This window comes from Flavobacterium sp. YJ01, from assembly GCF_029320955.1.
Lineage (GTDB): Bacteria > Bacteroidota > Bacteroidia > Flavobacteriales > Flavobacteriaceae > Flavobacterium.
In genome coordinates this window covers 4696412-4719420 of the sequence record NZ_CP119757.1, presented here as the reverse complement: position 1 = coordinate 4719420, position 23009 = coordinate 4696412, and the positions used below count along the sequence as shown (strand labels likewise).

At 33.3% G+C, this 23009-nt stretch carries 21 protein-coding genes and 1 other RNA gene; 8 read left to right on the top strand and 14 right to left on the bottom strand.

All coding sequences use genetic code 11. From position 1 onward, the window contains the following. Positions 1–16: 16 nt before the first annotated feature. Positions 17–559, bottom strand: coding sequence for a hypothetical protein (locus P0R33_RS20610; RefSeq protein WP_276173036.1), 543 nt, complete (start codon positions 557–559; stop codon positions 17–19). 195 nt (positions 560–754) lie between these two features. Here P0R33_RS20610 and P0R33_RS20605 point away from each other — a divergent pair, with 195 nt between their 5' ends. Then, the gene (locus tag P0R33_RS20605) at positions 755–949 is read left to right on the top strand and encodes a hypothetical protein (protein WP_276173035.1); all 195 of its coding nucleotides are present in this window, start codon (positions 755–757) and stop codon (positions 947–949) included. Between the two features lie 107 nt (positions 950–1056). On the opposite strand, the gene P0R33_RS20600 is transcribed toward P0R33_RS20605, so the two are convergent. Next, the gene (locus P0R33_RS20600) at positions 1057–2304 is read right to left on the bottom strand and encodes a cation:dicarboxylase symporter family transporter (RefSeq protein ID WP_276173034.1); all 1248 of its coding nucleotides are present in this window, start codon (positions 2302–2304) and stop codon (positions 1057–1059) included. A 31-nt stretch (positions 2305–2335) separates the two neighbouring features. Then, positions 2336–2684: RNase P RNA component class A (gene rnpB / locus P0R33_RS20595), an RNA gene on the bottom strand. A gap of 126 nt (positions 2685–2810) precedes the next feature. On the opposite strand from rnpB, the gene P0R33_RS20590 reads away from it, so the two are divergent. Beyond that, positions 2811–3104, top strand: coding sequence for a hypothetical protein (locus P0R33_RS20590; protein WP_184162184.1), 294 nt, complete (start codon positions 2811–2813; stop codon positions 3102–3104). A 144-nt stretch (positions 3105–3248) separates the two neighbouring features. On the opposite strand, the gene P0R33_RS20585 is transcribed toward P0R33_RS20590, so the two are convergent. From P0R33_RS20585 to P0R33_RS20565, 5 genes are all read right to left on the bottom strand, one after another. Next, complete coding sequence (locus tag P0R33_RS20585) at positions 3249–3542, bottom strand: type II toxin-antitoxin system RelE/ParE family toxin (protein ID WP_276173033.1); 294 nt, start codon at positions 3540–3542, stop codon at positions 3249–3251. Beyond that, positions 3535–3783, bottom strand: coding sequence for a type II toxin-antitoxin system ParD family antitoxin (locus tag P0R33_RS20580; protein ID WP_276173032.1), 249 nt, complete (start codon positions 3781–3783; stop codon positions 3535–3537). The genes P0R33_RS20585 and P0R33_RS20580 overlap by 8 nt, the downstream gene beginning before the upstream one ends. Positions 3784–3888: 105 nt before the next feature. Continuing rightward, entirely contained in the window at positions 3889–4263 is a 375-nt protein-coding gene (locus P0R33_RS20575) for a LysM peptidoglycan-binding domain-containing protein (RefSeq protein ID WP_276173031.1), read from the bottom strand. 7 nt (positions 4264–4270) lie between these two features. Further along, positions 4271–4750: a BON domain-containing protein gene (locus P0R33_RS20570; RefSeq protein WP_276173030.1), complete on the bottom strand. Its 480-nt coding sequence runs from the start codon at positions 4748–4750 to the stop codon at positions 4271–4273. Positions 4751–4852: 102 nt separating this feature from the next. Further along, entirely contained in the window at positions 4853–5335 is a 483-nt protein-coding gene (locus P0R33_RS20565; protein WP_276173029.1) for a hypothetical protein, read from the bottom strand. A 185-nt stretch (positions 5336–5520) separates the two neighbouring features. Here P0R33_RS20565 and dnaX point away from each other — a divergent pair, with 185 nt between their 5' ends. After that, positions 5521–6606 carry a DNA polymerase III subunit gamma/tau gene (dnaX, locus tag P0R33_RS20560; protein WP_276173028.1) on the top strand — a complete coding sequence of 362 codons (1086 nt, stop codon included), beginning with the start codon at positions 5521–5523 and terminating at the stop codon, positions 6604–6606. A gap of 263 nt (positions 6607–6869) precedes the next feature. Continuing rightward, positions 6870–7286 (top strand): DNA polymerase III subunit gamma/tau, encoded by a 417-nt coding sequence (locus P0R33_RS20555; protein WP_276173027.1) that lies wholly within the window; start codon positions 6870–6872, stop codon positions 7284–7286. Positions 7287–7334: 48 nt separating this feature from the next. Here the strand turns inward: P0R33_RS20555 and P0R33_RS20550 are convergent, their stop codons facing one another. The 5 genes from P0R33_RS20550 to P0R33_RS20530 all read right to left on the bottom strand — a co-directional run bounded on the left by P0R33_RS20550 (position 7335) and on the right by P0R33_RS20530 (position 12219). Then, positions 7335–7913, bottom strand: coding sequence for an NAD(P)H-dependent oxidoreductase (locus tag P0R33_RS20550; protein WP_276173026.1), 579 nt, complete (start codon positions 7911–7913; stop codon positions 7335–7337). A 121-nt stretch (positions 7914–8034) separates the two neighbouring features. After that, the gene (locus tag P0R33_RS20545; protein WP_276173025.1) at positions 8035–8595 is read right to left on the bottom strand and encodes a Crp/Fnr family transcriptional regulator; all 561 of its coding nucleotides are present in this window, start codon (positions 8593–8595) and stop codon (positions 8035–8037) included. Between the two features lie 131 nt (positions 8596–8726). Further along, on the bottom strand, positions 8727–9617 hold the full coding sequence (locus P0R33_RS20540; protein WP_276173024.1) for a rod shape-determining protein: 891 nt from the start codon (positions 9615–9617) through the stop codon (positions 8727–8729). Between the two features lie 32 nt (positions 9618–9649). After that, the gene (ppk1, locus tag P0R33_RS20535; RefSeq protein WP_276173023.1) at positions 9650–11728 is read right to left on the bottom strand and encodes a polyphosphate kinase 1; all 2079 of its coding nucleotides are present in this window, start codon (positions 11726–11728) and stop codon (positions 9650–9652) included. A gap of 2 nt (positions 11729–11730) precedes the next feature. After that, positions 11731–12219, bottom strand: coding sequence for a histidine phosphatase family protein (locus P0R33_RS20530; RefSeq protein WP_276173022.1), 489 nt, complete (start codon positions 12217–12219; stop codon positions 11731–11733). Between the two features lie 612 nt (positions 12220–12831). Between P0R33_RS20530 and P0R33_RS20525 the strand changes: the two genes are divergently transcribed. The 4 genes from P0R33_RS20525 to P0R33_RS20510 all read left to right on the top strand — a co-directional run bounded on the left by P0R33_RS20525 (position 12832) and on the right by P0R33_RS20510 (position 22334). Beyond that, positions 12832–13269, top strand: a complete 438-nt coding sequence (locus P0R33_RS20525) for a hypothetical protein (protein WP_276173021.1) — start codon at positions 12832–12834, stop codon at positions 13267–13269. A 17-nt stretch (positions 13270–13286) separates the two neighbouring features. Continuing rightward, positions 13287–19328: a gliding motility-associated C-terminal domain-containing protein gene (locus tag P0R33_RS20520; protein WP_276173020.1), complete on the top strand. Its 6042-nt coding sequence runs from the start codon at positions 13287–13289 to the stop codon at positions 19326–19328. 138 nt (positions 19329–19466) lie between these two features. Then, a complete protein-coding gene (locus tag P0R33_RS20515; RefSeq protein ID WP_276173019.1) occupies positions 19467–20378 on the top strand; it encodes a type IX secretion system membrane protein PorP/SprF in 912 nt (303 codons plus the stop codon). 12 nt (positions 20379–20390) lie between these two features. After that, on the top strand, positions 20391–22334 hold the full coding sequence (locus P0R33_RS20510; protein ID WP_276173018.1) for an OmpA family protein: 1944 nt from the start codon (positions 20391–20393) through the stop codon (positions 22332–22334). 127 nt (positions 22335–22461) lie between these two features. Here P0R33_RS20510 and P0R33_RS20505 read toward each other — a convergent pair whose 3' ends face one another. Further along, positions 22462–22977 (bottom strand): CAP domain-containing protein, encoded by a 516-nt coding sequence (locus P0R33_RS20505; RefSeq protein WP_276173017.1) that lies wholly within the window; start codon positions 22975–22977, stop codon positions 22462–22464. Between the last annotated feature and the right edge of the window lie 32 nt (positions 22978–23009).

Here is a 23009-nt window from a genome sequence, read left to right as displayed (position 1 = left end):
TATTTTTACACGAGTTTTATTTTCCTATAACCCAGCCCAAAGTAAAATTGACAATTGGTACAAATTCGCTATCATATTCATCAAAATTGACTCCTGGTCCAGCATTAAACTCTAGATTAAATCTTCCTTTGTAAGTACGCTGTAAACCCCAAAGTGCACCAAGCGTAAAGGAAGAAGAAGCTTCTCTATAATTATCATTTGTCGAAATAGAACCGAAACTGTAAACAGCGTTTGCTGCTACATAATTCCCTGAATTTCTTGCTGTTCTTTTTCCTTTTTCTGCTCTTTTTTCAAGATTATAATAATGACGAAACTGTTCATTAATATTAGGGAAAATGGCAAAATTAGAATTGTTTGAATTGGCTTGAAATCCAAATCCTAAGCTCGCTTCAGAATACAAAGTGTTTTTAGCATTAAAACCATGCTCATAGACAAATCCTGGCAATAATAAATTTATTTTAAATTGATGTTTTACAACTGATGTCGGAGCTTCATCTTGAGCTTTAGCAACATTTATAAAAAGAACAGAAAGCAATAGAACAAAGTAGTTTTTTGTCATGGTTAGTTATTAAATTGGTTGCGACAAAAATAGTACTAAAAGTATATTTTCCTAATATTATTTTAATTATTTTCTTACATTATAAAAAATAGCAATTTTATCCTGAAAATCTTATAATTTCTAGTAAACAATTGTATAACAATAACTAATATTTTTCAACATACTTTTATTATAGAAATTTTAAATCTAATCATCATGAACCTTAAAAGATTTTTCGGAGCATTATTAACCATTCTCGGAATTGTAGGACTTATTTATACCGCAGTTATTTTTGCTGGCACTTCTGGAGAAACCAGAGATATAAAATCGCTTATTATATACGGAATATTAGGTATTGTCTTTTTTACTTCAGGCATTAGTTTAGTGCGTGCAACAAAAGACGAATCATAGTTTTTTTTTTTGCCACAAAGACGCTAAGTCGGAAAGTTTTTTCATCTAGAAATTTTTTAGCTCAAGGGGAAACAAAAGCTTTGCGACCTAGCGTGTTTGTAGCAAAATTACTCTGAAACAGGATCAAGATTCAGTTCAGTAAAATCCCTTTCTGTTTTAGAAATAATTATCGTTGCAACTGTATTTCCAATCAAGTTTGTAATCGCTCTGGCTTCGCTCATAAATTTATCAACTCCCAGCAAAAAAGCCAAACCTTCTACCGGAATTTTATGCAATGCCGTTAAAGTAGATGCCAAAACTATAAACCCGCTTCCGGTAACGCCCGCTGCTCCTTTCGAAGTAATCATTAAAATTCCGATTACCGTAAGAATTTCGAAGAAACTCAAATGAACATCATATAATTGCGCCAAAAAAATCACCGACATCGATAAATAAATCGAAGTTCCATCAAGATTAAAAGAATAACCCGTGGGAATCACGAGTCCCACAACCGATTTACTGCAGCCCATTCTTTCTAACTTTACCATAATACTAGGCAAAGCTGCTTCAGAAGAGGAAGTCCCTAAAACCAATAAAAGTTCTTCTTTAATGTATTTTAAAATAGAAAGAATACTGATTTTATAATATTTCAGAATACTTCCTAAAATCAGAAATACAAATAAAACCATTGTTAAATACACGCAAAGCATTAATTTTCCTAACGGAATTAAAGTTGCCAAACCAAATTTACCAATAGTATATGCCATTCCGCCAAAAGCGCCAATTGGAGCGAGATACATTACGTACTTTAAACCGAAGAAAACCACTTTAGAAATTCGTTCTAAAACCAAAATTGTCTGTTCTCTTTTCGAATAAAAATTCAATGCAATTCCGCAGATAATTGCGGCTAATAAAACTTGAAGTGTAAAATTGGAAAAGAAAAACTGAAGCCATGAAAAATCTTTTGCGCTTCCGTTTGTATATTGGCTAGCATCTCCTAAAGTTAATCCAGATTTATCTATTTTCCCAGGCTGAAAAAAATAAGCTACTGCTACTCCAATTGCCAAAGCAACGGTAGAAACTACCTCAAAATAGGCTAATGCTTTTACGCCAATTCTTCCAACTTTTTTTAAATTCCCCATTCCAGAAATTCCCAAAACAATTGTCAGAAAAATAATTGGACCAATAAAAAGTTTGATTAAGTCGACAAATCTTTTACCTAAAATTTCCATTTTCATACCATTTTCTGGAGAAAAATGTCCGAGTAAAACACCTGCAATAATTGCAATTAATACCCAAAAAGTAAGATTGGTAATTACAATACGAAAAAGACTTTTTTTAGTTTTTGAAGAAGGATTTGGAGTCGAAATATTCATGAAATTGGGTTAGATAGTTTCACAAATATATAAAAAATGCAGACCTGTAAGCCGGATTCTGTTCTTGTCTTATTTTGCAACAAAACAATACCTTATCATTTATCTAGATCCAGAATTACTTCGGGACTCAATCTACCTACCCTTCGGCAACGAACGAGAAGCCCTTAAATGCCGATATACTTGGTATTTCACCGCATAGAGTTTACCTGGTTTCACTACAGCATTACCTGTACATACTTTCTGCTGCACTTGTCCTAATCCCATCTCGTTTCAAGAACGAGACGAGGCCGACGGGCGTTACCCGCTATGCTTCTCTGTGGTGTCCGGACTTTCCTCCCTCTCGTCCCAAAAGACGAGACGACGATAAGGCGGTCTGCGCTGCAAAAGTAGCGATTTAAGAACTAACAATAATCATTTTAAATTTCTGTTTTTATGACTTTCGTTATAACTTTTTAATTTTAAAATAGTTATCTTTAAAATTATATAATTATTAAATTCAGTTTATCATGAAAAGAATGTATCATTACGCAACTGTTTCAAAGGCTTTAGATCAATTGAATGAAAAAGGATTTACGTGCGATTTTAATCGAAATGCAGAAATGATTAAAAGAAATCCTGACAAATTTGAAATTGTTCATGTGTATCGATACGAGGGTAATTCGGACCCAGCAGATGAGGCGGTTGTATACGGAATTAAATCAACTTCGGGAAAAAAAGGAGTTTATGTGGCTGGCTTCTCGGCAGATTCTGATCAGGAAACAGCAAAATTTTTATTTGATTTAAGCATTAGAGGAAGATAGTTTCGGTTAATTTCCTAAAATCAAAAAAAAGAAAGAGAACAAACAAGGATTAATAATCTATGACATTCCGAGAACGGAATCAAGCCTTTTTCGGAATGTCATATAATTAGAAAATCTTTAATGCATTTTGAATTCAAAAAAGCATTAAAATTTAGTTTTCAAATCCATTCTCCCGTGAAGAACCCTAATAATTTCAATTTCTTGTTTTGAAATAATCCGATAAAATAAAATGTGTTCATTAGATTTATAACCTAATAATTTTTCTGTAACATTATCGTATTTCTTTCCAAGATTAGGATTCTCAGCAACTTCCTGACAAGAATCTAAAAGTAGAAGATAATATTTATCAGCCTGTTTTTCTGACCATTCCTCAAAAGTATAATTCCAAATATCAGCTAAATCTTCAACAGCTTTATTTGTCAAATAATATTTAGCCATTTTTTCTCTTTGCTTTTAAGCTTTTAAGATGTTCATTTGGATCAAAATTTTCGGCACGTCCACTATTAATTCCATCTTGAATTGCCTTTTTCAAAACAATTAATTTGCTTTCTTCTTCTTCCAAAAGTCGCAATCCTGCCCTAACAACTTCACTGGCATTCTTATATCTTCCGTCCGAAAGACTGTTTTCTATGAAGTTTTCAAAATGATTTCCAAGCGATATAGAAGTATTTCTTCCCATATTATTTCTTATAAGATTGTAAAGTTACCAAAAATTGGTAATAATTTCACAGAAGATTATATAAAAAAAGCCCATCTTAAAAGAAGGGCTTTCTAAACAGTAAAATTACAATACTGTTGGTATTTTTAATTTCCAGCCTGGCTGAATTAAATCAGGGTTTGAAATAACATCTTTATTAGCTTCGAAGATTGTTTGCCAAGAAACGCCAAACTCTTTTCCTATTTTCGAAAGTGAATCACCACTCTTAACTGTATATTCTTTTGAAGCACTTTCAGCAACTTTAATATTCATTACAACATCTGCAGATCTGTAATCGGGATCAATCGCACCATAAGAATTCCAAAGCTTCTCTTTATCTTCTGCCGATTTTACTATTCCGTCGATATACAATACATTATCTTGCTCTCTTACTTCCAAATTTGTTGCTCCCAATTCAGAAGCCAAATTTGTCAATTCTTTATATTTATCTTGTAAACTCATAATACTCTTATTTAATAATCAATTTATTGTCGACTTTTTTAGGATGCAATTCCTGAATACTTTGCATTAAAGGTTGCAGTTTATCTCTTTTAATTTCACCCGAAAGTGTCACTACACCTCCAACAACAGTCGCGCTAACACCATCATAAGCATCTACAACTTTGTGTATCGATTTATCTAATTCTGTATCTGGATTAATAACAACAGCTGCAGCCGCAGGTTCTTGATTGGCTCTGGCAAGTTCGCAAGTGTTTACAACAGATTTAACACCTTTTACAGATCGAACACTTTTTTCAATATTTTTCTTAAAAATTTCGTCTTCACAAGTTCCTGTAATTGTAGCAATACCATCATGTACAGTGACCTGAATTTCAGGAGCATCGTTTAATTTTTCGCTAATTGCTTTTTCTATGTCTGCATCTTTGGGAGCGCAGGCGATTAAAGAAACAGCAAGTGCCATTCCTAATAAAATTGACTTCATTTTCATAATACTTTCTTTTAATAATTAACTATTCTAAAATTAAACAGATTAAGTATCAAAACATTATAAGATGTTGTGATGAGATTTATATGTTTTCCAGTAAATACTTTACTGTGCTGAAGTATGTAAAATCGAAATTAGTTCTTCCAATTGAAAAATTTTCATTTTCACAACAGATTCAATTTTAGCATCATTAGAAGCAATAACTAAAACTCCTTCCTTATCTTCTTCATAGCCCGATGGAGCAACGTAAAAATCAGGATTTGAGATTATTGTCTCTTTTTTTCCATCTTTAAACCAACCGTAATTAGCTTCATAAATAATTTTATTTTCAAAAAATATTATTGTTTCTTCACCATAAGTATTCCACAATGAAACTCTAATAAGGTAAAATCCAAAAAGTGAAAAAATTCCGATTCCAACAAAAAAACCAATATGTAGACCTTCCCCAATTGCTACACTGAAAATTGCTCCGCATATTGGCAAAATAAAAAAAGAAAAAGCCAAAACAAACATTACTATTCTAACTAAGAATGGAGATCTTTTTACTTTTAAATTTAAAATGTTATTTTGGTAGTAATATTGTTGCATAATTTTTTCATATTAATAAAGGATATACAATCAAGTAAAAATATAAAAATAATTATGATAGAAAGATTAAATGAACGTTACATTCTCAAACTCAAACCACTCAGAAATTCACTAAAAGATTTATGATTTTCATATTTGTGATTTGGTAATTTTCAGACTATATTTGCTATCGAATAAAAAAGAATATGGAACAATTTGTAGTATCGGCACGTAAATATCGCCCGCAGACGTTTAAGGATGTTGTGGGGCAAAAAGCCATTACCAACACTTTGTTGAATGCTATTGAAACCAATCACTTGGCTTCTGCTCTTTTATTTACAGGACCACGTGGAGTTGGTAAAACGACTTGTGCGCGTATCTTGGCTCGAAAAATTAACCAGCCTGGATATGATGATCCAACTGAAGATTTTGCTTTTAACGTTTTTGAGTTAGATGCTGCTTCAAATAACTCCGTTGACGATATTCGTAGCTTGATTGATCAAGTTAGAATCCCGCCGCAAACTGGTCAATATAAAGTTTATATTATTGACGAGGTCCACATGTTGTCTTCGGCTGCTTTTAATGCTTTTCTTAAAACATTAGAAGAACCGCCAAAACACGCTATTTTCATTTTAGCAACAACAGAAAAACACAAAATTCTACCAACGATTTTATCCCGTTGCCAGATATTCGATTTCAAAAGAATTACCGTAAAAGATACTAAAGAACATTTAGCCGATGTTGCTGAAAGTCAAGGAATCGTTTTTGAGGATGATGCTCTGCACATTATTGCTCAAAAAGCGGATGGTGCAATGCGTGATGCTTTGTCTATTTTTGACCGTGTAGTTTCGTATTGCGGAACAAATTTAACACGTCAAGCCGTAACCGAAAATCTAAACGTTTTAGATTACGAAACTTATATTTCGATTACCGACTTGCTTTTAGAAAATGAAATTCCGAATCTTTTGTTAGCTTACAATGATATTCTTGCAAAAGGCTTTGACGGACATCATTTTATTGCAGGTTTAGCTTCTCACTTTAGAGATTTGTTGGTAAGCAAAACGCCTTCTACGATTGCTTTATTAGAAGTTGGAGAACAAGCGCAACAAATGTATGCCGTTCAATCTCAAAAATGTTCTCAGGAATTTTTATTAAAAGGAATTGACATCGCAAACGACTGTGATTTAAAATACAAATTAAGTCAAAATCAACGTCTTTTAGTTGAATTATGTTTGATGCAATTAGCCTCTATCAACTTTGATGGAGAAAAAAAAAAGCTGAGCAATTCATAATTCCTCCCGTTTATTTTAAAAACGGCGGGTATTCTATTGTTGAAGTTGCTAGTCCGAAGTCTCAAGTCGAAAGTCCAAAATCTAATGTTGCAGTTGAAAATCAAGCAACTCAAACGACAACAGAACCAAAAACAGTAAGTTCTCAGTCAGAACAAATTTCAGAAACTCCAAAAGTTCAGACTCCAGAGCCTCCCAAAACGGAAACAGACGGCACACCAAAAGTTTCTGCTTTTTCGCTTGCTAGTATTCGCAAGAAAAAAGAAATGGAAGCCAGCGGCAAAACATACGTTAAACCTACGACTGTTTTACTAACAGAAGAATTTAACGAAACCGACATGCGTCTTCATTGGAACAAATATGCGGAACGTTTAGGCCAAAAAGGACTTAAGATTATGGAATCGATTCTATTGATTAGTGATCCAGTTTTGAATGGCACAACAATTACTTACGAATTGCCAAATGAAGGTTCCAAATTGGATTTTGAAGCTCAGATAAATGGTTTACTAGGATATTTAAAAGGTCACTTACACAATCATGACATTACAATTGAAGTAATTGTAAACGAAGAGATTAAAGCAGTAAGAGCCTTTAATGACCAAGATCGATACAATCGTTTCTTAGAAATCAATCCAAGCATTGAACTTTTACGTACTACATTTGGACTGGATATAAATCTTTAATCTCTTGTTTTTGCCACAATCCGAATTCTGGTAATTTGCAACAAATTTTTATTTGTTTTGAAGTCCAAAGTGGTAGACTTTTTCAAGCCATTTTTTTCTTAGTTCTTCATTCGAACCTTTAACAATTCCGATATAACTAACTTTTACAGGTTTTACACCACAGAATTCTAAAGTTGATTTCTTCAATTGATTAACGCTTGGTCTTCCAAAAAACAATCTGTAATACCAACTCGGCTGATCTAAAGTAGTAATAATATGTGCCGTTTTGCCTTTTAATAATTTATCCCACCAAACCGAGTTTTGACGGTATTGAAACGCCATTCCAGGCAAAAATAATCGATCTATAAAACCTTTTGTAATTGCTGGAAGTCCGCCCCACCAAACAGGATGAATCCAAACTAAATGTTCCGCATTTTGTATTTTCTCCCAAGCATCTAGAAGATCTGGTTCTAGTTCTGTTCGTTTTTGATAACCGAATTGAAGATTTGGATTGAATTTTAGATTGGCAATTACGATAGTTTCTACTTGAGCATTAGAAGCTAAAGCGCCATTTTCATACGATTCTACAATTCCGAAATTAAAACTTTCGGGATTTGGATGCCCGTTTATAATCAGTATTTTTTTCATATCAATGTTTTTTCAAAAATACTTTTAGTATATTTTATTTTACTAGACAAATGTCCTGAAAAACTTTTTTTGCCACAGATTACACAGATTAAAATGATTTTTTTTTAAATCTAGATTCTACTTAGCAAACCGCTTTTCTAATTCGGCTTAAATGTCTTGGTGTAATTCCTAGATATGAAGCTAAATATTGCAACGGTATTAACTGTATGTATTTTTGATGGTTCTGATACAATTCTTCGTAACGTTCTGCACCAGATAATTTCTGAAAAGAAACCATTCTTTTGTGCAGGTTTACAAATTCTAATTCGGTTAATTTCCTCCCCGTTTCTTGCCAGTTAAAACCGGATTTATAAAGTTTTTCTAAAGCTTTCCGATCCAGAATCTGTAATTCTGTATCGGTTAAAGCTTGGATATTTTCTTCTGCTTTTTCTTCTGTAATGAAACTGGCAAAAGATGCCATAAATTCATTTTCAAAGGCAAAACAATTGGTGATTTCGTCACCTTTATGATTGATAAAAAAGGAACGGAGAATTCCTTTTTTTATAAACACAATTTCATTGCAAACTTGATTTTCAGTCAATAACAATTCTCCTTTTTTCAAAGTTCGAAACGTAATTAAATCATCTAAAAGATTTAATTCGTCAGCAGAAAAATCTTGAATGGACTGAAAAATTGATTTCATAAAAAAAATAGTTTGCCACTAATTACACTAATTACACTAATTACACTAATTTACACTAATTTTTTATATGTAAAACTTAAAAAATAATTCGTGGAAATTCGTGTAATTAGTGGCAAAAAAAGTTTTAAATATTAAATTTTACCGTAATACATCGCTTTTACGATACCATCAGAAAGTCCGATTTTTGGAACATAAATCTGACGTGCTCCACTCCATTTCATTGCATTTAGATAAATACGTGTTGCATGGATGATTACGTCGGCACGGTCAGAGTTTAAACCTAATTCGGCAATTCTTTGCTCGTAAGTCAATGAATTTAAAAATGCATATTGTGAATTGATATAAATGTATGAAAGCGGTTTTTCTTGCTGTTTTCCAGACATTTTAAACAATTTATTAATGTTTCCACCAGATCCGATTAAAGTAACCTCTTCGTAATCTGCAGTGTTTGTTTTAATCCATTTTTCAATTTCATCCCAAACCACATCGTGAACCATATTGTTTAATAAACGTACAGTTCCCGCTTTGAAAGATCTCGAAGTAATCATTTTTCCAGAAGAGAAAAGCGTAAATTCTGTACTTCCACCTCCAACATCTACAAAAAGATAGGTTTCATCAGACTTAATTAAATGGTGCAAATCTGTAGAAGCGATAATTGCCGCTTCTTTTTTACCATCAATAATTTCGATTTTAATGTCGGCTTTTTTCTTAATTAAAGCAACAACTTCTTTTGCATTATACGCTTCGCGCATTGCAGAAGTTGCAAATGCCATATAACGCTCTACTTTATGTACTTTCATCAAAAGATTGAATGCCTTCATGGCATCAACCATTCGATCTATATTTTCTGGTGAAATTTCTCCAACTGTAAAAGCGTCCTGCCCTAAACGAATTGGCACACGAACAAGGGAACTTTTATTAAACTGCGGTTCTTTCCCTTCTTGTTCTACAACATTGGAAATCAGTAGCCTCATGGCATTTGAACCGATATCTATTGCTGCAAACTTCCTAATATTAATCATGCTCACTTTATGATTTGAAATTGGTTTTATTATTAATTTATTTTTTGAGGAACCTCTTCTAGCATTGCCACTTTATTTTGGTAATACTTATAGGTTTCAAATTGTGCTCTAAATGGGGCATGATGATTTTTCGGCTTATATTTATTATCCAATTTATAAGAATGATATCTGACTTTTACATTTCCTTTCCAAGCAATATTGAAGTTATCTATTAATTCTTTTTTAATTTCAAGATCATAAATCGGGCAAGTTACCTCAACTCTTCCGTCAAGATTTCTGGTCATAAAATCGGCAGACGAAATGTAAACTTCTGTTAAACCAGCATTTCCAAATATATAAACTCTAGAATGCTCTAAATAATTATCAACAATACTTATAGCTTCGATATTTTCGCTCATTCCTGGAATTCCTGGAATTAAAGAGCAAATTCCTCTAACTTGAAGCTGAATTTTAACTCCGGCATTGCTTGCTTCGTATAATTTATCGATCATTTTAAAATCAGACAAACTATTCATTTTAAGCTTTATATGCGTTTTTCTTCCCGCTAAGGCATGAAGAATTTCACGATCAATCAGTTTAATGAATTTGGTTCTTGTATAATGAGGCGATACAATTAAATGCTTATATCTGTGCACTCGATAATTGATATCAAAAAATTCAAATATTTTTGAAGTGTCTTTTAAAATTCCTTGATGACAAGTTAGCAGCGTTACATCGGTATAAATTTTTGCCGTTGATTCGTTAAAGTTTCCAGTAGAAATAAATCCGTAACGGCGATTTTTACCTTCTTCCATTCTTTCAATAACACAAATTTTACTGTGCACTTTAAGACCTTTAATTCCAAAAATAAGTTCGATTCCTTCTGTCTGCATTTGTTCAGCATACGAAATATTCGAAGCTTCATCAAAGCGAGCCTGAAGTTCGATTTGAACGACAACTTTTTTACCGTTTTTAGCGGCATTGATCAACGAGCTGATTACTTGCGAATTCTTTGCTAAACGATACAATGTAATTTTGATACTTGTAACTTTTGGATCTAAAGCCGCTTCGCGCAAAAACTTGGTTAGATAAGAAAAAGACTGATAAGGAGCGTGTACTAAATAGTCTTTTTTGCTTATTTTTTCTAAAATGCTTCCCTCCAAACTCAAACCTGGAACTGGCAAAGGCTCATTTGGTTTATACAATAAATCGTAACGACCTAAATTTGGGAAACTCATATAATCACGGCGGTTGTGATATCTACCGCCCGGAATTATACTATCTGTTTCTACGATTTTCATTTTATCTAAAAAGAAATGCAATGTATCATCTTCAATTAAACTATCGTAGATAAAACGAACAGGTTCACCAATTCGGCGATCTTTAACAGATGTAGCGATTTTTTCAAGCATACTTTTACTCAAATCACTATCGATATCCAATTGCGCATCTCGTGTAATTTTGATCATGTGCGCAGATACACTCTTATAATCAAATATATTAAAGATGTTTTTTAGTTTAAAACGAATTACATCATCAATTAAAATTACATATTGTTTTTCATCATCAGAAGGAAGAACAACAAATCGGTTTATATTTTTAGGAATTTCGATTAAAGCGTAACGAACTTCGTCATTTTTTAATTCTAAACGAACTGCCAAATAACCTAAAGTGTCTTTTAGAATCGGAAAAACCGCCAAATCATTCAAAATGATAGTTACCAATTCTGGGCTCAACTTTTGATTATAAAAATCTTTCAAGAAACATTCTTGCTTTGGCGTAATCTGTTTTTCGTTTATTATAAAGATATTTTCGGCTTCTAGTTCTGTTTCGATATTTCCTAGAATACGCAAACTTTCAGATTGCTGTTGAATTACAATATCTGTAATATCTTTAATTAATTGATGAGCAGAAATTCCGCCTAAATATTTTTCTCCAGAAATACCAGATAAACTTAATCTTCTAATGGCGGCATATCGAACCCTAAAAAATTCGTCTAAATTGTTTGAAAAAATTCCAACAAAACGCAATCTGTCTAAAAGCGGAACCGTATTATCTGCGGCTTCCTGAAGTACTCTTGCATTAAACGCTAACCAGCTTTTTTCTCTATCGATATATTTCTGTTCGTACACTGTTATGATTTTAAATCTTTGGGGAAAATAGTTTTATGTGTTTTGCCTTTATTTATCGTATCCCAGCTTTCAGCATCAAATTGTAAGGATACAAAGCCCGAAGTTGGAACATTATCAATAAAAACATCTCCAAATTTATTAACAAAATTTGTAATAGCCTCGTTATGTCCGAAAAGAATAACGCTTTCTAAACTATTATCACACGATTTGATAACTTTTTCGAGCTGTTTCTCATCAAAAGTATACAAATCGTCTTTAAAAACGATACTTTCTATTGGGTAAGAAATATTTTGAGCAAAGATTAAAGCAGTTTCTGAAGCTCTTGCAGCGGTACTGCTCCAAATTATATACGTTTTTGGAAGATACTTTGAAATATGTAATGAAACGTCATGCGCATCTAAAATTCCTCTTTTCATTAAAGGGCGATCGAAATCTTTCAAGGGTGCCTCCCAACTTGATTTAGCATGGCGTATTAAAATGAGATTTTTCATAAGCTGTAAAATTTAAAAAGCTGATTTGGAGATTAATTTTTTATTTAAGTTCTAATTTACAAAAGAAATCTTAAACCTTTTCCATTTTTTATTTCCCTTAACATTAAAATGAAATTTTAACAAGAATGTAATCTTAATAATATGGTAATCTTTAAAAAAATGAATTCTAAAAAAAAATACAATTAGTGTATTTTGTCTAGAAAATAAGTATTTAGTCGAGATTATCTAAATTTGCAAAAAATTAACCAAATATCTGATTATTAGATATTTATAATATTTAAAAACTTCTAATTTTAACTAAAAAAGCAAAAAAAACGTGTTGCATTTTTTGCATTTTTATGTTAAAAAATATTCTTTTTATCGCTTTTTTTTGTAGAAAAAATACATTTCAACGAGTTTTTAGGTTAGTTACAGATAAAAAAATTCAATTAGAAAAACTCTAATATAACTTTGAATCTGTTAAAATTTCATAAATACTTTTAAACAAAATCATAAGTTATGAAAACTAAATCTACTCTTGAAAAAGCAGTAAAATTTGTTACCAATTGTAAGTTTATTTTTTTCTCAAAGAGGAACATCTTTCAAAAAAATATTTTTTTTATACTGTTTTTTTTGACAACGACTTTTTCATTTGCTCAAACTGAAAATGTGGATTCGTACTTAACAAACTTAAAAAGTTCTGGACAAGATTCTAAACTTAGCCATCTCAAACATCTTCTGTATGATATACAATCTGCGATTTATTCTTCTTCTACAGGAATAAAAGTTTATGGCGAAAAACCGACCGCTTTATTTGCTGACATTAATTCGCTTAATAGCCTAAACAGTACAGTTTCACTAAAAAGCGATATCGAAATTGTAACCATTAAAATTGAAAATACTGCAGATTTAAATAAATCAATTGATCTTAATTCTTTCTCTGGTTTTGAAAAATTAAAATATGTTTTCATCATTTCGAAAATTGAAACAAACCCAGCTTTAATCAATAATTTGATTAAAAACAACTCTTCAAAATATGTTCTACTTTATAAAATCTCGATAGGCGGATAATTTAAAAAGCTATTACTATGAAAAAATTCTACTATCCCTATTTAACTGTTTTTTATATCTTTTTAATGCTTTTAATGGGCATTAATGAAGTAAAAGCCCAAGTAATTGTACCTTTTAAAGAACGAACTTCTTCTTATTCTCCGACTAGAACGATTTATAAAATCAAAGGAGATTTTACGATGATTGGAAACACTAATTTGACTTTACAGGATTATGATGTTAGTTATACCAATGGTTCAAATCCAACCATTTATGTTGATGTAGATAATGATTCTCAAACACTTAACTCTTCTTCTGCAACTTTGAATTTACTAGATGATAATGGAGCAAAATTAACCAATTGCGCCAATATTGTTTATGCAGGATTGTACTGGTCAGGACGAATTTCTGATGCGCCAGTTAACCCAAACTCTTTTGTTGTGAATTATAATGGTGTAGACAAAACTTTGGACAAAAGAAAAATTTTGTTTAAAGGTCCAAATGACAGCACTTATGATGAGTTTACTGCAACTGACATCTATTTTCCAACGGATAAAGATCAAAATATGTTTAGCGCTTACGCGGAAGTTACCGATTATGTAAGAGCGAATGGAATTGGAGAATATTTTGCTGCAAATATCGCTGCTGCGGAAGGTACTGACGGTGGGGCAATTGGAAAATATGCGGGATGGGGCCTTGTGGTTATTTACGAAAATTCTTCTATGAAAAACAGAGATATTACCGTTTTTGACGGACATGCCTTTGTACAAAATAATATTACAGCAGATTTTACATTTCCGGTTTCCGGATTTAATTCTGTTGTTTCTGGTCCAGTAGATGTTAAACTTGGGGTAATGGCTGGTGAAGGAGATATCAATTATGATGGTGATTATTTTTCGATACAAAAATTAAACACCAACGACTATTTAAAATTAAGCCGCCCTGGGAATTCTCCAAACAACTTCTTTAACTCCTCAATTAACACAGGCGGAAATGATCGAAATCCTAATTTAGTTAATAATTCGGGGATTGATATTGGTATGTTTAAGCTTCCAAATGAGAATAAAGATATCATTGGAAATAACCAGACTTCGACCACTTTTAAATATGGATCTACCGTTGATAGCTACGCCATTTTTTCTATTGTGATGGCAGTAGATGCCTATGTTCCAGAAATTGAAGGTGTTCTTACGGCAACTACAATTAATGGAAGCCCTGCAGGCGCAGGTCCGTATACTGTTTTGCCTGGTCAGGAACTTGGTTATAAAGTTCAGATAAAAAATAGAGGAACGGAAGCTGTTCAAAACAGCAAACTTGTTATTCCAATTCCTTACAATGCAACATTTGTACTTGGAAGTTTAAATAAAACTATAAATTTCACTCCTGATCCTAGTCCAAATGCATTGACTTACGAACCAACACTTGGCGCAAACGGATCAATTGTTTGGGATTTAGGAACTTTACCATTACCTGCTGATCCTAATACTGTTTTAGGAGAGTTGACATTCTCATTGAAATCTACAGAGAATTGTGCTTTATTAAAAAATTCTAACTGTAGTAATGTTATTCAAGTAAATGGGCATTTAAGCGGAAAAGGAGCCAATTCTACTGTAACGGTAGCTGACCAATCTTTAATTTTAGGCTATACAACATCTGGAAGCTGTATGGGAGCTTCGATAGCTGGTCCGCTTCAAACCACAATAGATTCAGCAAATTATACTAATACAAACTGCCAGGCAACGCCGCCAGTAATTGCATTTACTTTTTGCAATGCTTCATCATCGATTCCTGTAACAGATGTGACGGGTTCATTTCCTACAGGATCTACTTTTTACAATTCGTATCCAGTAGTTGCTGGAACAACAGCTCAGTATACGATTAACAATCCGTTCCCTGCTACTGTTGGAACATCGACTTATTATGCTATTCCACCAGGAGCTACTAGCGGATGTTATTTTGAATTTACAATTACTGTTGAAAGCATTACAACAACGCCAACCGTTACAAGTCCGTTAAATTATTGTATTGGTGATACTCCTGTTGCTTTAACTGCTGTACCTACCAAACCAGAATATACATTATACTATTATGAAACTCTGACTTCAACAGGTCAGCAATCATTAACACCTTCTACAACTGTAGCCGGGCAATATACTTATTATGTTGCCGAAGGAAAGACAAATGCCTGTATAGGTCCAAAAAAAGAAATAGTTGTTAATGTAAATGAAAAACCAACTGTTCTAATAACTAATCCTCTTCCTATTTGTTCTCCTGCTGCTTCATTAGATTTAAGTGCTGCAAGTATTACCGCTGGAAGCACATCAGGATTAACATATACTTATTGGACTGATGCAACGGCAACAGCTCCATACGCGAACTTTGCTGAAGCTGTTCCTGGAACTTATTACATCAAAGGAACTAATGCTTCTAATTGCTTCGATATAAAACCAGTTATAGTTACAAAAAGTACCGTAACTGTAACAGAATTGGTTGCATCGCACGTCGATGTGAAGTGTTTCAATCAATCAACAGGTTCTATTACTGTAGAAAATGCTTCTGGCGGAGTGGCGCCTTATACTTATTCATGGAAAAAAAATGGTACTGCTTACGCTGGAACTTCTCAAACTTTAACAAATCTTGAAGCTGGAAGTTACGAAGTAACTGCAACAGATAGCAATGGCTGTGCAGGAACTTTAACCGTTACTATTTCTCAGCCTTCTGCAGGTTTAACTTTAGCTATATCTTCTAAAACAGATGCGTTGTGCTTTGGTACAAGTACTGGAACTTTAACTGCAGGTTCAGTAACAAATGCAATTGGAACACTAACTTATTCTTGGAAAAACAGTTTAAATACTGAAATTTCAACTTCTGCTAGTGTTTCAGATTTGCCTGCGGGAACGTACACCTTAACCGTAACTGATGATTGTTCCTCTCAATCTAATTCAGTTACAATAGGCGAGCCTGCTGAAGCTTTAACTGCTGTAAAATCACAAGTAGATGTTTCTTGCGGAGGAGCCAGCACAGGATCTGCAACCGTAACTGTTTCTGGAGGAACGGCTGCTTACACTTACCTATGGAATACAACTCCTGTACAAACAACTGCAACTGCAAATAATCTTGCCGCTGGAAATTATAGTGTTAAAATAACAGATGCAAACGGATGTGAAATTAATGAGTCTTTTACAATTTTAGATGGAGATTCTATCAAACCAATCATCGATCTATTACCGCAGACAATAATAATTAATTGTCCAGCTGAACCAGTTTTTGCTCAAGCAACTGCAACTGATAATAGTGGAACCGTTTCTTCATTAACTTATGTAGATGACATTGTTGCTGGAAATTGCGCGGGCTCTTATACAAAAACAAGAACTTGGACTGCAAAAGATGCTTGCGGAAACATTTCACTTCCTGTTTCACAGACCATTATTGTACAAGACAATACAGCTCCAACTTGGACAACTTTAGCTGGATCTTTAGACAAAACTATAGAATGCAGCGATGCAAATGCTTTAGCGGATGCTCAAACATTATTTCCAACTGCTACAGATTCTTGCGATGCAGACGTAACGAATATTGTAAAAGTAAGTGGTGTATTTACGGCTTCTGCAACATGTGCAAATGCAGGAACTTACACCAATACTTGGACTGTTAAAGACGATTGCGGAAATACTTCTGATACTTTTACACAGATAATTACAATTCAAGATACTACTGCTCCAACGTTTACAGGAAATCTTCCACATAATATTACTGTTTCGTGTGATGCTGTTCCAGAAGCCGCAGAAATGACAGCTTCAGATAATTGTAATGGAAATTTGCCAGTAGTATTTTCTGAAATAAAATCGGATATCCAAAATGGCTGTTCTTCTAATTATACTTTAACGCGTACTTGGAAAACTAGTGATTGCGGAGGAAATACGGTTTCTTACACACAAATCATCACAGTGAGAGACACAACTGCTCCAACTGGAACAGCTCCTGCGAATGTAAATAATTTAGCAAGCATTGATTTAATTCCAGTGGGAAGTCCAGCGGATATTAAAGATGCGGCGGATAATTGCAGTTCGACTGTTAATATCACCGTAAGAGATACAAATAACGGCTGTGATGGAAACGTAAACATCGTAACGAGAACATATACATTAACAGATTGTGCTGGAAACAAGACTGAATTAGTTCAGACATTTACCATAAACTGCAAAAAAGTTATTATAGCAAATGATGATACTGCTGGACCAATTACTGGTGTTAATCATCCTACAACAAATGTTTTAAATGTTTTTTCAAACGACACTCTGGATGGCGCACCAGCTACTCCATCGAATGTAATTTTGACAACAGTAACACCAAATGCCTTTTTACAACTAAATCCGAATGGTTCTGTAGATGTATTACCAAATGCACCGGAAGGAACATTAACTTTAGTATATCAAATTTGTGAAGCCAATCAAACTAATAATTGCGATACTGCAACAGTTACTATTACTATTGTGGCTCCAAAAATTACAGTTTCTGCAACTCCAATATGCGTAAACGATGTTCCGTATATTGATTATGTGGTAACAGCTTTAAACTTTACTCCTACAAACGGTGTAAGCATTGTATGGTCAGATAGCAGTAATAATGCTATTACAACGATGAATAATCAACCATTAAGCGGACGTATTTTATGGCCGGGAGCTGTTGTAGATGGTAATGGAAAAGGAATTGATTGGCCAGGATGGGTTTTCGAAAACAACAAATGGGTTCAAGGTGCAGATGGTTTTGAGAAATTGCGTCCAACAGCTAATTTGACATTTTCTCTAAATCCAAGCGAAACCATTACAGTAAATTATCCTCCTTCTGATCCTTATTGTACAGCTCGCCCAACATTTGCAATTATTGCTAATGATGATACTGCCGGTCCTATAAATGGAGTAACGGGAGCAAATAATGCTGTAAATGTTTTAACCAACGATACATTAAACGGTACTGTAGTAAGCATAAACGACGTTACATTAACAACAACTATTCCTGATCCAAAAGGAGCATTAACTTTAAATCCTGACGGTTCAGTTAATGTTGCTCCAAATACACCTGCAGGAACATATTCATTGACTTACCAAATTTGCGAAAAAGCTGATTTTGGAAATTGTGATACTGCCGTAGTTACAGTAACAGTTACTACTCCTGCAGCACCACCGACTCCTGTTGTTGCCAATGACGACACTTACAGTAATATTGGATGCAATACTTTTGGAGTAGTAGGTAATGTTTTAAGCAATGATTTAAAAGGCATAACTCCTGTTACTTTAGAAATAGTAAACTTTACACTTCTTAGCGATAACAATAGCAAAACAGATCCAAATATTACGATTAGCAATTCTGGAAATGTTACGGTATCAAGTTTAACGCCAGCAGGAACTTATACTTACAGCTATAGAATCTGTGACAAATTAAGTTCTGAAAACTGCGACAGCGCTATTGTTACAATTGTTGTAGTTCCTAATGGTACAACGCAATTTAGCAGTACAGCTTGTACAGACGATTCATCGCTTCTTAATTTGACTAGTTTGCTTCCAGAAGGAAGTCCGACAACAGGAACATGGGTAGACAGAAGTAATTCAAATGCACTTCAAGGAAATATATTTAATCCATTTGGATTGGCATTAGGAAATTATGTTTTAGAATACCTAATTGCCGATGAAAAATGTCCTAGAAGCATCATTCTGAATATGGAAGCAAATGATGATTGTAAAGTTTTGGCTTGCGAAAAGGTATATGCTCACAATGCTTTCTCTCCGAATGGTGATACAGTAAATGATACATTCAAAATTGATAATATTGATAATTTAACTTGTTATCCTGAAAATACTGTCGAAATCTATAACCGTTGGGGAATTTTAGTTTTTGAAACTAAAAATTACAACAATGCAACAAATGCGTTTGATGGAATTTCAAGAGGAAGAACAACTGTCAAACAAGCTGACGGATTACCTACTGGAACTTATTTCTATATTATACATTATAAGTCTCTAGACGGCAATAATAACCTTCAAGACAATAAATTAAGCGGTTATTTATATCTATCCAAATAACAACCAACCAAAATACACTGCAAATAAACTTTGCAGTGTATTATCAAATTTCATGTAAAAAACAAGCATACATGAAATACTACATTGATTTTTAATTTTTTAAAAGCCAATAGTAATAATAAAAATAATCCATTTACTATGAGAACAAAATTATTTTTTTTCGTCATTCTGTTAGTTACCTATAGCGGTTATGCACAGCAAGATGCGCAGTTTACGCAATATATGTACAATACAATTAACATAAATCCTGCTTATGCTGGTTCTCGTGGTGCATTAAGCGTTTTTGCATTGCACCGTGATCAATGGGTAGGATTAGATGGAGCACCTAAAACCAATGCAATATCTGTTAATACGCCAATTAATAATAGTAATGTTGGACTTGGTGTATCTTTAGTTAATGATAAAATTGGACCTACAACCGAAAATCAATTTTCTGTAGATCTTTCTTATACTGTTCCAACATCAGAATCATGGAAACTTTCGTTTGGAGTAAAAGGTACTGCAGATATTTTTAATCTTGATATCAACAAACTAGATCCTGAAACAGCTGGAGATAAACAATTTCAAAACTTAAACAACGACTTTTCACCAAACATAGGAGCTGGAATTTACTGGCATTCTAGTAAAGCATACATCGGTTTATCTGTGCCAAATTTCATTCAGACTAATCGTTATGATGATAACGATGTGGCAATTTATAAGGATCAAATAAATTATTATTTAATGGGAGGTTATGTTTTTGATCTTTCTCAGGAAATAAAATTCAAACCAGCAGTTTTAGCTAAAATGGTTGAAGGTGCACCTCTTCAGGTTGATGCATCAGCAAACTTTTTATTCTTCGAAAAACTAACTCTAGGTGTTGCCTACAGATGGGATGCAGCAGTAAGTGCCATGGCTGGATTTCAACTTACTGATGGCTTATATCTTGGATATGGTTATGACAATGAAACAACCAGGCTGAGAAGATATAATTCTGGTTCTCATGAAATCTTCCTTCGTTTCGAACTTTTCAAATACAATAGTAAAATGACAACTCCTCGTTTCTTCTAAAAACATCGCATCATGAAAAACTATACACTACTTCTCTTAACCATTATCAGTGCTTTTTCATTTGGCAGTTATGCGCAAAAAGCGAAAATAGCTTCTGGAGATAAGAAATATGACAGTTATGCTTATGTAGACGCTATTAAAACATATGAAAAAGTAGCCAATAAAGGATACAAATCTGAGGATATGTTTAAAAAGCTAGGGAATTCTTACTATTTTAATTCTGATTTTGCCAATGCCGCAAAATGGTATGGTGAATTGTTTACCATGAATACTTCTGTAGAGCCTGAATATTATTATAGATATGCCCAATCTCTAAAATCAATTGGCGAGAACAATAAAGCGAATTCGCTTCTAGATCAATTTTATGCGAAATCAAAAAATGATGTTAGAGGTAAACTTTATAAAGACAATGTAAATTATCTGGATGAAATTAAAGCCAATTCAGGAAGATATAAAATTGAAGATGCCGGCATAAACAGCAAATACTCAGATTATGGATCTTTTGTCTATAATAACAAAATATATTTTGCATCGGCAAGAGATACCGGAAATTTTACGAAACGCAAGCATCAATGGACAGGTGAATATTTTACTAATATTTACAATGCTGACGTAGATCCTCAAAACGGAAATGCGGGTAAAGTCAAAAAATTTAAATCGGCAATAAACACCAAATTTCACGAAGCATCTCCTGTTTTTACACAAGATGGCAAAACAGTTTATTTTACAAGAAACAATTATATTGATGGTAAAAAAGGGAAAAATGAAAATAGAATTACTTTAATAAAAATTTATAAAGCAACTTTAAATGCTGATAATAAATGGGACAACATTATTGAACTTCCATTTAATAGCGATAATTATAGTAATGGACATCCTGCATTAAGTCCTGACGAAAAAACATTATATTTTTCTTCAGACATGCCCGGATCTTTTGGTCAGTCTGATTTGTATAAAGTTAGTATTAATGCAAATGGCGGATTTGGAACTCCTGAAAATCTTGGAAAAGAAATTAATACCGAAGGAAAAGAAACCTTTCCTTTTGTGACTAAAGAAAATGAAATTTATTTTTCATCAGACGGATATCCTGGTCTTGGAGGTTTAGATGTTTTTGTTGCCAATATTGATAAAGACGGAAAAATTAGCAACGTTCAAAATATCGGAGCAGATGTAAATTCTCCTAAAGATGATTTCGCCTACATTATTGATCCAACTTCAAGAAGAGGTTATTTTACTTCAAATAAAGATGGCGGTCAAGGTTCTGATGATATTTACAAATTCTTAGAAACAAGAAAACTAAAATGTGAGCAACAGCTTGAAGGCGTAATCACAGACGCTGAAACAGGAACTATTCTGCCAGGTACAAAAGTGACTTTATATGATGATCAAATGAACATTAAAAATGAAACTTTTAGTGATGGATCAGGAAAATATACTTTCCCTGTAGAATGCGGAAAAATCTATTTTGTAAGAGCTGAAAAACCAGAATATAATACAAAAGAAGTAACTGTAACTATTTCAAAAACAACTGGTACAACAAGTCTGCCAATTGCGTTAGAAAAATCAAGCTGTAAAGTTACCATTGGAGATGATTTAGGTGTATGTTTTGGCATTAAAATGATCTATTTTGATTTAGACAAATCGAATATTAGAACAGAGGCTGCTTTAGATTTAGAAAAAATATTAGTGGTTTTAAACGAAAATCCAACAATGAAATTAGATATTCGTTCGCACACAGACAGCAGAGCAACACATCAATACAATGCCGCTTTATCTGAAAGAAGAGCAAAATCTACCATTAAATGGCTTATTAAAAACGGTATATCGCCAAACCGATTAACCGGAAAAGGCTATGGTGAAACGCAACTTGTAAATAAATGTTCAGACGGAGTTAAATGTACCGAAGAAGAGCATCAAGCTAATAGACGAAGTGAGTTTATTATAACTGCTTTGTAATTTTTTTAATTACTAACATAACCAACTGAAAAAGCTGTCTATCTAGACAGCTTTTTTTATATAAAAAAATCGTTGTAACTCTACGAATTACAACGATCTCTAAAAAACCAACCAGTTCAAGTTTTTTTTACAACTTAGCAAAAATGTTAGTGTAATATTTTTTACCAGTAGCAGCATCTGTTGTTACAGCTATACCAAAATGCGTATAATCGCCTTCGATATTTGCTTTGTGGCCTGGACTCTCCAGCCAGGCTCTCAAAGCCGCTTCAGGAGTTTTATAGTTGTAGGCAACGTTTTCACCAACTTTTTTGGCTCCTAAAACACTAGTAATATTTTGAGATCTTTCGACAAAATCATTGTGATCTACAACATTATTTTCAATCATATAAGCATTATGCTCTTCACATTTAGAAGATATATGATTCACTCGTTCTAAAGCATTTAAACCAACACTAACGCGGTATTCGTCTATGAGCTTCAATGTTAAAAGTTCTGAGTCGTTGTAAGAGTAATTAGTAACGAGCGCTTCTATCGGATTATTATCCACGCTTCCTTCGGCGGTGTCTGCAGTACATGAGTTCATTGCGATAACAATCGCAATGAACAACATGATGCGCTTAATCTTTTTCATAATCAATAGCATTTTAGCAGTTTAAAGTAAATGTGGGGCAAATC